General features: G+C 41.3%; 10 protein-coding genes and 1 pseudogene. All 11 read right to left on the reverse strand.

All coding sequences use genetic code 11. The features are described from left to right. Window positions 1-172: 172 nt before the first annotated feature. The 11 genes and pseudogenes from V7K40_RS33460 to nifH all read right to left on the reverse strand — a co-directional run bounded on the left by V7K40_RS33460 (window position 173) and on the right by nifH (window position 10,082). Entirely contained in the window at window positions 173-790 is a 618-nt protein-coding gene (locus V7K40_RS33460; RefSeq protein WP_334967165.1) for a DUF2231 domain-containing protein, read from the reverse strand. Continuing rightward, entirely contained in the window at window positions 787-1,287 is a 501-nt protein-coding gene (locus tag V7K40_RS33465; RefSeq protein WP_334967166.1) for a DUF2231 domain-containing protein, read from the reverse strand. Before V7K40_RS33465 ends, V7K40_RS33460 begins: the two co-directional genes overlap by 4 nt. 645 nt (window positions 1,288-1,932) lie before the next feature. Further along, the gene (locus tag V7K40_RS33470; RefSeq protein ID WP_334967167.1) at window positions 1,933-2,391 is read right to left on the reverse strand and encodes a phosphate-starvation-inducible PsiE family protein; all 459 of its coding nucleotides are present in this window, start codon (window positions 2,389-2,391) and stop codon (window positions 1,933-1,935) included. Between the two features lie 139 nt (window positions 2,392-2,530). Beyond that, window positions 2,531-2,767 (reverse strand): hypothetical protein, encoded by a 237-nt coding sequence (locus V7K40_RS33475; RefSeq protein WP_334967168.1) that lies wholly within the window; start codon window positions 2,765-2,767, stop codon window positions 2,531-2,533. Between the two features lie 371 nt (window positions 2,768-3,138). Continuing rightward, a complete protein-coding gene (locus V7K40_RS33480) occupies window positions 3,139-3,960 on the reverse strand; it encodes an NADPH-dependent oxidoreductase (RefSeq protein ID WP_334967169.1) in 822 nt (273 codons plus the stop codon). Between the two features lie 135 nt (window positions 3,961-4,095). Beyond that, window positions 4,096-4,809, reverse strand: a complete 714-nt coding sequence (locus tag V7K40_RS33485; protein WP_334967170.1) for a 2OG-Fe(II) oxygenase — start codon at window positions 4,807-4,809, stop codon at window positions 4,096-4,098. 424 nt (window positions 4,810-5,233) lie between these two features. Next, window positions 5,234-5,362 (reverse strand): annotated as a pseudogene (locus V7K40_RS33490) (CopG family transcriptional regulator); the annotation flags it as partial. A gap of 230 nt (window positions 5,363-5,592) precedes the next feature. Then, complete coding sequence (nifV, locus tag V7K40_RS33495) at window positions 5,593-6,711, reverse strand: homocitrate synthase (RefSeq protein WP_334967174.1); 1,119 nt, start codon at window positions 6,709-6,711, stop codon at window positions 5,593-5,595. Window positions 6,712-7,038: 327 nt separating this feature from the next. After that, on the reverse strand, window positions 7,039-8,391 hold the full coding sequence (locus V7K40_RS33500) for a substrate-binding domain-containing protein (RefSeq protein WP_334967171.1): 1,353 nt from the start codon (window positions 8,389-8,391) through the stop codon (window positions 7,039-7,041). A 312-nt stretch (window positions 8,392-8,703) separates the two neighbouring features. After that, the gene (locus tag V7K40_RS33505) at window positions 8,704-9,090 is read right to left on the reverse strand and encodes a hypothetical protein (protein WP_334967172.1); all 387 of its coding nucleotides are present in this window, start codon (window positions 9,088-9,090) and stop codon (window positions 8,704-8,706) included. A 167-nt stretch (window positions 9,091-9,257) separates the two neighbouring features. Beyond that, window positions 9,258-10,082: a nitrogenase iron protein gene (gene nifH / locus V7K40_RS33510; RefSeq protein WP_334967173.1), complete on the reverse strand. Its 825-nt coding sequence runs from the start codon at window positions 10,080-10,082 to the stop codon at window positions 9,258-9,260. Window positions 10,083-11,264 lie beyond the last annotated feature (1,182 nt).

Genomic DNA, 11,264 nt, shown 5'->3' on the forward strand with positions numbered 1-11,264 from the left:
AACAGTCACTGCGATCGCGCCTGTAAGCAGCGTCAAAATATTTAAAATCTTCTGGATTTTCATGGTCTTTGGTTATTGGGCATAGGGCATGGGCAGCGTCGTAAAGCCTGCGGTACAGCTACGCTTAGGACGCAGCCTCTTCAAGAGTTGTATCGGGCATTGGGCAAATGACTTATTTAAGTGTTGTGTTCAGGTCTCGGCCCAATCGCAGCAAATTATCTGCTGTATTGTGTACTCCAAATTCGGTGGCTAGTTGCGCTCCTAGTGTGCCGTGGATGAACATAATGAAGATGATTGCTATGCCTGCGAACAGATAGATCCACTGCACTTCTCTATCTGTCTGTTTATATGCTTGTTTGTCCCAGATGTAACGTTGCCATCCTCTCCAGATGGTCATACCAAGAATCAGTGCTAATAAAAAGACGCCACCTATACCATGCCAAATCATGGTTTGCATTGCCTGTAATCCCCAGGCACTCTTGACATCAGTAGGTGGTGCTGCTAAAAGCATTTCGTAAAAGCCTGCCCCCACAGTGAAAAAAGTGATAATGCTGGAAGCGATCATGTTGTACCAGCCAACATCAAAGAAGTTGGCACGTTTTACAGTAATCGCAAAATATTTGAAGACCCATATTTCCAAGGGAAACAGCACACCAACGATATCAAAGGTAATCCCAATGATGAATAAACCCAAAGTGAAATGGACTAAGTTAGGATGAATGGGAATGGTATAAGGCAGTCCGTTAGTACCTAGTTGTGTACTTAATTGGTCAATTAGTTCCGAGTTCATCGCAAAATACCATTTTTTAATGCTTCAACAACTGGCACTGTGTGCAGTCCATATATCCAAACAAGTTCATCTCCAAGATATACTTGCAAGCCAACTATTAGGGTTAAAAACAGCCCTGCTACCATATAATGAATCGGTAATTTGTCAGGGTTGCGTGTGGGAAGTACATAACGCCAAGCTGTAATCGCTGCAATAATTCCAGACAGTGACCAGCCAAGCAGCGTATGCATGTTCAGTACTGCCTTAACAGCATCGTAAGGTCTTGCCAAGCCAGCTTCAAACTGACCAAAGATGACAGCAACAAAGATGGCGATCGTGGCAACACACATATTCCACCAACCCACCTCAAAAAGACGAGCTTTACCAGTGAAATAAGCAACTAGATCGCACACAAAGGCAAACAACATCATCGCAATTACGAAGTGGACAACGATGGGATGAATTGTATCTGGGTAGGGTAAATTGTGGTTGTTGAAAGATGTAAGATAATCAAACATTATGTTCTAATCAATCTATTAGCTAGAAGTTAATAGTTAGTAATAAAAAACTAATTTATAACTATGAACATTCACAACCTTTTGACTTATATAACGACTCAGGTTGGACTTAAAACCTGCCAAAATAACAGTAGTAGTTCTCATTATGAGAATTATTTTTACAGGGCAGCTTCATTTCGATAGGTAGAAGCTTTGGAATCTGATGCATTCCACCAAATAGCTTTTGGGCATTATTAGGCCCAATGTTACAGTGCCATTGAAGGTTGATAGGCAAAAAACAGAGGCTTGAGTGAAAAATACTGAAAAGGCACTTAACGCTGCATATCTGATTTTAAAGCGTTTATTCTTGCCTGAACCCTTACCAGATATGTTTGACTGAATCAACCTCACTTTTTGGCTTATGAGTTAACAAGATGCAAAAACCATACCTTTAAAAGAAAATTTTGTCTTGTCCAAGCTGATGATAGTAGTGATTCTATATGTACCTTATTTGTTTTTGAAGAACTTTTGTACTTTTATTTATCCATATATAAAGAGTATCATACATTTGGCAAATTTACTTGCGATTGAAAACTAATTTTAAAACAGTATTTGTGGTTACAATTAATCAGAAATTAGATGATTTTCAGCTAATGATTGAGTTTTTTATTTTGTTTCGGGGTGAGGAATTTTGACCTGTTCAAGAAAACGAGATATCCAAGGTAAAGCCACCATAATTCCTGTTAACACTAGTAAAAATATCGCTATTCCAAAAATTTGGTCACGAGGAATTTCGAGAACACCACGTAAAATTACCTCTCTTAAAGCAGAAACAATAGTAATTTCTACTGCTGCGGTCACGGATGTCCTCTGTTGTTGTAGATGATCAATTAACAGGCGGAACAACTCTACTAAAATCAAAATAAACAAGATATCAGATGTTACTTGCCGCAAATCCAAGGGATGTAAAAAGGAGAAGAACATATCTCCTAGTCGGATCAGCATCACACAGAATAAACCAAGGCAGAGAGAAATAATAATAAAGTCTTGAAAAAATTCCAGGTTACGTACAATTTTATTTTTTTGTAACCAGTTATTGAAGTTTGAAATTAGCCCCTTGAGCATGGTATTTCCTGACAATTAGATTCATTGATCTCCAGAACGGAAACAGTGCTGAGTATCTAGCATCGATTACTCAGCACTCAGTACTTACTGTATTCAATCCCCATTATTTAGCTATGGGGTTCCACTCAGCCCGATTAAACTATTTTGAACCGTTCAAGTCACCACGTACCGTTTCTGCGGTTTTAATTTTGGATACTGCGGTTGTTAAGTTATTCGCAGCCTTGATGATCTCTTGTAAGGTTTCGTTTATCATCTTCTCATCAAGAGAGGTTTCTAATAAGTAAGTTTCTACGAAAATCTCCACTCGATTGACAATTATTTTGGCTTGAGAGCGTAGTTTGTTGAGGTCTTTGGTAGACAACTCCTTCATATTCATTGTTTGAAGCTCCTTTAGTTTCAGGGGGTAAATTCTACATTTTTGGTCAGCAATTTTCTCTCAAAGAGCGATTCTTACAATTCAGCCCTTTTTTGAAAGATAAAGCTTGCAGGAATACCCATTTAATTTGCCTGTTGACTGCTTAAATGGCTTGAGATTCCCCAAATTAGTACAAAGGTTTCAAGCAGGAAAATTGCTAGGGCTGGCGAGTTGGTAGGTCTATTTATTCCTTAGGACTTACGCACCAAAATTATCTTTTGAGACTGAGTGTGAAGTGTGTAACTTTGGGTATGTAAGGATTTAGGGTCTTTAATGAAGCGATAACAAGTCTTTTCCTAAGCAAAGATGCCAAAGGCTAACGGTGAAGACTTTTATAGCAACTTGAAGCCGAAGTTGTTGAGAGTTTCCCGCAAATACTTGCACCCTTTTAAATAGTCTAAAGTGGCGATTCGCTCGGCTGAGTTTTGCGACCAATCAACAGCGGCATTCATCTGTTGTTGAGTGTAGAATTCTTTCATGATATCATTGTAGTGAGCGATCGCTTCATCTTGCTCTGCCAATTTATAGATTTCCCGGTGAAATACAACTGACTGCGGTAAACGCGGCTTAATAGCAGGTTGTACTTCAGGATTGGGATAACCCACACACAATCCAAATACGGGGAACACAAAAGGTGGCAAATTTAGTAGTGTTGCTACCTCTTGCGTGTTATTGCGGATTGCACCAATATATACCGTTCCCAAACCAATAGATTCAGCGGCTAGAGTGGCATTTTGCGCTGCCACCGAGGCATCGATTATTGCTTTAAACAACAGTTCTATGTAATCCAGAGCCACATGAGGTAGTCCGCGACTGTCAGCAATATGAGCCATCCGACCTAAATCTGCTAACCAAACCAAAAATACAGGAGCCTGGTTAACCCATACTTGGTTATTAGACAGCTTGCATAATTCTGCTTTGCGCTCTTGCTCTTCAACCGCTATCACACTCCAGGTTTGCAAATTAGCTGAACTAGCAGCAGATTGAGCAGCTGCAACTAGCCATTCTAGGGTTCCTGGTGGTAAAGGGTCAGATAGATAAGACCGAACTGAACGGTGAGATAGCAGTGTTTCTAGAGAGTCATTCCAATCAATTTTGTAATTGAAGGGAATCTCACCGTAGCGCGATCGCAATAGTTCTGTAGGATTAGTCATGGTCAACTTTTGAACTCCAACACTTTTTTACGATTTCAAAGGGATTACCAACGACGATAAATAAGCAGGACAAGGAAGAACCAGAAAATCAGGAGGCTGATTTTCTGACAAAAGTAGAGAGAAAATACTTGACTGCTACGCAGCTAACTGGGTTTCTCCTAAATCTGAAGTTAGGCAACTATTCCGAAAAAAAGCAACTCGTAAAGCTAGCCGACACTCAGATACAGGGCAAGTAAGCGGAGTTACCATATGCCAAGAATTGTTAGAACGCACAATCACAACTGAGGAATCACTCAAGGGTAGGATATCTTGGAAGGCAAATTCCGGTTGGGAGTCTTTAAGAATTCGCAAACAGCCTCCCCAGTCTTCAGACCATCGTTGATTGAAAAATAGCAGATGAGTTAAAACTTTATTCGGCTCATCTGTATGGGGGTGATGCAACTGTCCTAATTTATATCGGCGAAATCCAATATCCATTACACAGTTATTTAGTTCTAACCCAGACATTTCGGCTATTGCTTTGCGGTAAGAATCTGTCCACAGTCCTTCTATCAACTGTTGCCAGACATTACTGAGATGCCCCAAATCACAAGTAAGTCTGCCTTGTGCCATCCGCTGTCGCCAGCGATTATCACTAGATTTGAGCATCAAAGAGATATCTTCGCTAGTGGCAAGCATCTTTCCCCAAGAGTATCCGTATCCCTCTCCCTCTGATAAACGAAACTCTTCGTAGGGAAAACTCGCAGTTAGTTCTAAGCTTGCTTCAGTTGAGAGCAGGTTTTTTATCAAAGCCCAATCATATGGAACTTTTTGCATTGCTGTGGCACGAATGGACTGAAAATTAAGCATGGTAGAAAAAAAATGCTTTAGTAGAATTAACCAATCCTGACTACCCTAGACATCAAGTGGCATCAGAGCATCAAAAATCTGATTTACCTCTGGATCAAGAAACTCTGCTCAAGCTGCAAAAGTTTGATCACTGGAACAGTTAGAAAATCGTTCCAGCCAATTTTGTAATTGGAGGGAATTTTACTGTAGCGCGTAGGCGCAGCCCACCACATCGCACTGGTTCTGTAGGAATTGTCATAGTCAACATTTGAAGTTGAACACTTTTTACAATTTCAGAGAGACTATCAACTTTTTAGTTACGAGTTTGTTTGGGCGCAAGACAATTGGTTTTACGAGTAGGATTCTTCACCACTGCTCAAAGTAAGTCAAGATCAACCTCCCCAGAATCAAAATGCTTCCCTTGCTGTTTTCGTAATTTTGTTTGGAGACTACGTAACAAGGAGCGTAACACATCAGTCTTAGTGCGTTGGAACTGCTGGCAGTACTGTTCTAAAAATTGCAGTTCTTCTGAAGACAATTGAAACGTGATCCATCCTTGCTCTTTTCTTGGCATAGTTTATTACCAATTATGTTGGTAATATAGCAGTTGGTACAATAATTGCGATGCCTACGGCGGGCTGCGCCTACGCTAACCAGAGACGAAATTGTCATGCGTTCTTAACCAACTTCACTTTTGATTCAAGTCTTTTTTAGTCAAACTGACTGAAAGCTTATAAGTTGATCTACTTACATTTTAATGAATAAAAGCACAATGCAACTTAATGTTTCAGTAAATGTGTGCGTTCATCCTTGAGGCACCAAACTCAGCAGTTCTTCAACCGTGAGACTGCGCTTAACTTTTACTGACTGATGCTTTACAGCATCTAGCACTGATTGAATTTCTGGCTGACTGAGCGTGATTCCATGTTCTTGCAGTACACTGAATATCAGATGCCGACCGGAATGTTTGCCTACAACAAGGCGACGTTCCCAACCAACATCTTCCGGTGCAAACGGTTCGTAAGTACCCGGATTTTGCAACACACCGTGAGCATGAATGCCCGATTCGTGTGCGAAGGTATTTTCACCCACGATCGCTTTCCAGGGAGGAACCGGCCAGTTCGCAGCTTTAGCAACTAACCGAGACAATTCCAACAGCCGTTTTGTATCAATGCCCGTTGGGATGCCGTAGATGTGTTTTAGTGCCATCACAATTTCTTCCAGCGCCGCATTGCCTGCCCTTTCACCGATCCCGTTTACCGTGGTGTTAACCGATTGCGCCCCTGCTTCAAGACCAGCCAGCGAGTTCGCCATTGCCAGTCCAAAGTCATTGTGTGTGTGCATTTCTATAGGAATGAATAAATGATGCACAAGAGAGCGAACTTTGCTGTAAGTAGTCAGAGGATCGAGAATTCCTACAGTGTCACAGAAGCGAAACCGAAAAGCTCCCAGCTCTTGAGCATAAAACGCCACATCCAGCAGAAAAGATTCATCGGCTCTAGAGGAATCTTCCCCACCAACAGATACAGATAAACCGCGATCGCAAGCGAAATTTATCGCATCCCGCAAAAGGTTCAGCATTTTCTGCTGCTTGCCCCCAAACTTGGCGGCAATCTGAATTTCTGAGACAGGAACGGAAATATGCACTCGCTCTAAACCACAATCTATCGATGCTTGAATATCAGACAAATTAGCACGGTTCCAGCCCAGTAATTTGGCGTTTAATCCCAGATTGGCAATGGCTTGGATCGACTCTGCCTCTTCTTGCCCCATTGCCGGAACACCAATTTCCAATTCTGGAACACCAATGGCATCAAGAAAGGTGGCGATCGCAATTTTTTCTTCAACATTAAAGGCTACACCTGCCGCTTGTTCGCCATCTCTCAAGGTTGTATCGTTGATTTGAATGGGATGTTTGTTCATGGTAAAGTGATGATTCATGAGCAGCTAGCTTGTTGTGTGATTTTGATTTACTTGAGGAATTCGTAATTGAGTTACAGAGCAACTAATTTGAGTTGTAGAAACTAAAAGACATATTCCTTAGTCATAAGGTAATAATTACGAATTACATTAGCACACCGTAAAGCCTTCTCTTGTTCCTACAGCGCTTCTTCTAAAGGAGAGGCTCTCGCGTTCGGGCATCTTACGACAGGTGTTAGCCCCTTCCTTTGGGAGAAGGGGATGTACCAAGGGTGAACGAGTGTTATTACAAATTAGGAAACGAATTACGAATTAGATTGACACTCCACCCTAAATATTCGCTACAACTTCCCCAATATTGCTGATGTCATAGCCGCCGAGAACCTCTAATTGCGATTGGACTAGCCGATGTCCCAAGGTACTGAGCAATTGCTGTACTGGTGTTTCTTCCAAGTATTCTTTAAGAATCACCAAGTCGTATCGCGATTGATGTAGGGAAATAAATCCCAACCCAAAGGCAGCAGCTACAGATGCTGTACTGACACCTGCATCAGCAATTCCTGACACTACGGACAGAGCGATATCTTGATGGTTGTAGACGATATGGTCAAATCCTTTAACTATATGTAATGGTATCTGTTTTTCTTGGAGTTTACGTTCCAAAAGCATACGACTACCACAACCTAATTCACGGTTAACAATAGTTATTCCTAATTCCATTAAGTCGCTGACTGTTTTGATTCCCTTTGGGTTTCCTGGTGGGACTAAAAGTCCTTCTTCCCAAACTCCAAGGGTAATTAAAACTGCACTCTTACCAGCTAAAGCTTTCCGTACAAAGGGAATGTTATGTTCTCCAGTTTCCGGATAGTACAGGTGCATTCCAGCGATATGAATTTCGCCTCGGCACAGACTACGCAATGCTGTCATACTGTTGGCGAAAATATGATGAACTCGCAGTTGCGGATGCCAACGTTCAGCTGCTCTTGCCCAGAGGGAAATCATCGGTGTACAACCAGCAATCACAACTGTATTTTCCAATTTATCGATATCATCAAGCAGCCGAACCAGAACTTTATTTCTACCTGTTTGGTTTTGTAATTCACCCTCCAGATACTCTGCTTTAACCCCATCGGAGAACGGCAGTTTGCTTATATTTCTTAACCCTTTCGCCAGTTCCTCAACAGGGGAAACCTTAGAAAGTTCTGAATTAGAGCTTGCTTTGCTCAGATTTCTTTTTGCAACGGGGTGGCTCATCGCAACTGCTTCACCTTCCGGGTTCAGCAGTTTGCTTATGCCGGGAAATCCGTCCACCGCAACTGCTTCACCATCAGCCGGAATCATTTCGATGCGAAAAGCATCGTTCCCAACCAGGGGATAAGCTATCCATTTACCACCAACCCGCGCTAGACTAACTCGCAATTGCTCTCCGTTCTTGACTGGTTTGCTAAGAACTGCTTGAACTTCTGGTAAATCTTCCTCGAAGCAGAATAAGTCTTTGACTGGACAGCCAAGCGCCTTGGCTAAACGCAGTGAGATAGCAACTGAAGGAGCATATTGTCCCGATTCCACACCACCAATACTCTGACGGGTTACACCAGCCTTGTTAGCTAAATCCTGCTGACTCATGCCCAAGCGAGTTCTGATTGACTTCAGGTTGTTGCAAAGATTCACGTCTAGTTTCATGAGACTGTATCTCTCCGTTAGAAAAAGCCGTAGCAGACAAACCTAATCTGTTAGGGCAATAGCAAGGTTTTCTAGTTTTTGGCGTTTTTGTTGAAAGGCATATTGATGTTTTGACAATTTCGGTGATTTTTCGCAAGCATAACATACATATAGCTAATATACTTGCCTTTTTAGATACTATTTGGCGATCGCTTTTTGATCAATCTGCGAACCAAGTCGGTGATCACCAAGAGAAAATGCTCAAATCCCAAGGCATCAAGTATTTACAAACTTTCAGCATTCGTGTACTATTAGGCTGCGATAACTCAACTTTTAGTCCGAGTGCGGTAAGTCCTGATCTAAATACCAATTGCCTTTTCTAGTGGGCACCGCCACCCACTGGAGTTCCAACCAGAGAGTGGGGTTCTTTTGCTTCAACCTTGAGGCGGGATCGCGAATAATGCGTGTGGCGTTTATGCAAACTGCGTTCGATAGACCTAAATCTTGGGCAACACTTCTGAAAATATCTTTGTAAGCATTGACTGAGGCAAACAGCATGTTAGGATAAAATACAACAAAATGTTGTATAAGTTTCGGGGGGCAGCCCCAGTAGGAGTTTACGAGTTCGACGTGACAGTACTGGAGCAGCTCGCCGAGTTTGGGACAGCGCCCCTGAGCTACGGTAATAAATTTTTGGACTAAAACCTCTTCAGTCAACATAATAAGTTCTACTCCTTCAATGAGGTAGACAAATTTTGGCGTGGTTGAGAATGCCCATTTCTCAAATGGTGGTAAGAAACTTACGCAGTTTTTTCTGCTTTTTCAAGTAAGAGGTTGCCAATTGCTCCAGACACTTTGGTATGAGGGATAACCCCTACTGCATCGTCTTAGTCAAACAACCCAAACCTTACCAGCAGTTCCTCAAGCTGATCGTTAGACATAGATTTCGGAGTCACAAAATCTGTGTTCTTGTCAATCGTGGTTGCCAGGTTGCGATAGTGCTGCGCCTGTTCAGACCCAGGAGCATATTCAATCACCGTCTTGCGGTGGAACTCTGCTCGTTGCACCATGTTGTCTCTGGGTATAGAGTAGATCATTTGAGTCCCCAGTTTCTCTGCCAGAGCTTTGATCAAATCATCTTCCTGATCGACTTTGCGAGAGTTGCAAATCAATCCTCCCAGATGTATACCGCCTATAGAAGAATACTTCTGAATGCTTCGGCAGATGTTGTTGACGGTATACATTGCCATAATTTCCCCAGAAGTGATAATGTAAACTTCTTGAGCTTTGCGTTCACGAATGGGCATGACAAATCCACCGCACACTACGTCACCCAGACCATCATAAAATGTATAATCAAGTCTAACTGCATCATCATAGGCACCAAGTTGTTCCAGCAACCCGATTGATGTCAGAATGCCTCGACCTGTACATCCCACACCGGGTTCCGGCCCACCTGATTCCACACACATCGTCTTCCCCCATCCTTCCTGGCGAAAGTCTTCTAGATTGACATTATCTTCTTCTTTACGCAACGTGTCGAGTACAATCTTCTGGTGGAATCCCCCCAATAGGAGCCGGGTAGAGTCTGCTTTCGAGTCACACCCTACAACCATCACCTTGCGACCCACATCAGTCAGTCCAGCTACTACATTTTGAGTCGTTGTGGATTTGCCAACTCCCCCTCTTCCATAAATAGCGATTTTTCGCATAAAAACCTCAGTAATGGCGTAGACTTATTGATTCTGCTCCAAAATTATGGTGTAATCAAGTAGAGTGCTGAATCAAAATAGAGTTGTAGTTTTTGAAAGAGTTAACTGCCCGAATTGTGACAGTATTAATATAGTCAGACAGTGGACATCAACCGTCTATCCAGCACTATAAATATTGCAGTTATCTGCTAGAAGTTAAACAGCTTCTTACAGATTTAGCAGTAAATATTAGTGGGAATTAGTGGGACGCGAGATATAACAAGGGTACTAAAAATTAGTTGCAATACTGTTACCAATAATTCAAAAAACTCCACAGCTATAGCAGGTGAATGAGAGGTTTTTGCTTAATCACTGCAAGACAAATATTCTTTTTCCACGAAAGAAGATACATAAAAAAATCAGTCCAGCCTACCCTATGGAAACGACTTCGCCAAACGAAAAACCGATTTTTTGGCGGCTTTGCTCCACTTCGATTAACGTTATGTCATCACCAATAAATGATGAGGCTGGTCTGACAACTCACTTCAAAGAAACCTAAGGAGTTTTTGTCCTCTTATTAGATTCCTTATAAATAAAGAATATCATACATCTGGCAAATTTACTTGCACTTTCAAATTAATTTACAAACAGTATTAGTGGTTACAATTAACAATCACGGCAGTTTCTTAAAGTCGGCAAAGCCGCGCAATGGACTGCTTCAGTTAGAGAGCCTCAAAACATCCAATAACCACCTTTTTCTTGTTGTTTGGGTTGAGCAACTCTCACCTATTTATCCAACTGAGACATCCAGAATTAGGACAGCAATTGAATAATTTATTTATTTATTTTTAGCTAGAAAGGTCTGTTTATTTAGTTCACTAACTAAAAATATTTTGCATCTGAAAATAAATATTATTTTAAATATAGTTAGACCTGTCTATTTATAATTAAGTTCATTAATAAATTACAATATATATTCATGTTATTGTTATCAAGATTACTATTATTAAATAAAAAGATTGATAGGATTTTGAAATCAAGGAAGTCAAAAAGTTCTCTGATGAGAATACAAATATTGAAGCATTTTTCTTGATATCAGCTATTGCATAAGGAGCAATCAGCCATGCCAATGAAGTTGTTTAAGTGCGACGAATCGATTCCAGAACGGGAAAAGCACATATATATAAAAGAAAAAGGAGAAGA

It is taken from the genome of Nostoc sp. (assembly GCF_036917195.1).
GTDB lineage: Bacteria > Cyanobacteriota > Cyanobacteriia > Cyanobacteriales > Nostocaceae > Nostoc.

Excerpts from the sequence above, each read along its gene's own strand:
- V7K40_RS33480 (WP_334967169.1), bottom strand. The coding sequence starts at position 3,960 with ATGACTAATCCTACAGAACTATTGCGATCGCGCTACGGTGAGATTCCC.
- V7K40_RS33505 (WP_334967172.1), bottom strand. The coding sequence starts at position 9,090 with ATGTTGACTGAAGAGGTTTTAGTCCAAAAATTTATTACCGTAGCTCAG.
- nifH (WP_334967173.1), bottom strand. The coding sequence starts at position 10,082 with ATGCGAAAAATCGCTATTTATGGAAGAGGGGGAGTTGGCAAATCCACA.
- V7K40_RS33475 (WP_334967168.1), bottom strand. The coding sequence starts at position 2,767 with ATGAATATGAAGGAGTTGTCTACCAAAGACCTCAACAAACTACGCTCT.
- V7K40_RS33460 (WP_334967165.1), bottom strand. The coding sequence starts at position 790 with ATGAACTCGGAACTAATTGACCAATTAAGTACACAACTAGGTACTAAC.
- V7K40_RS33465 (WP_334967166.1), bottom strand. The coding sequence starts at position 1,287 with ATGTTTGATTATCTTACATCTTTCAACAACCACAATTTACCCTACCCA.
- V7K40_RS33500 (WP_334967171.1), bottom strand. The coding sequence starts at position 8,391 with ATGAAACTAGACGTGAATCTTTGCAACAACCTGAAGTCAATCAGAACT.
- V7K40_RS33485 (WP_334967170.1), bottom strand. The coding sequence starts at position 4,809 with ATGCTTAATTTTCAGTCCATTCGTGCCACAGCAATGCAAAAAGTTCCA.
- V7K40_RS33470 (WP_334967167.1), bottom strand. The coding sequence starts at position 2,391 with ATGCTCAAGGGGCTAATTTCAAACTTCAATAACTGGTTACAAAAAAAT.
- nifV (WP_334967174.1), bottom strand. The coding sequence starts at position 6,711 with ATGAACAAACATCCCATTCAAATCAACGATACAACCTTGAGAGATGGC.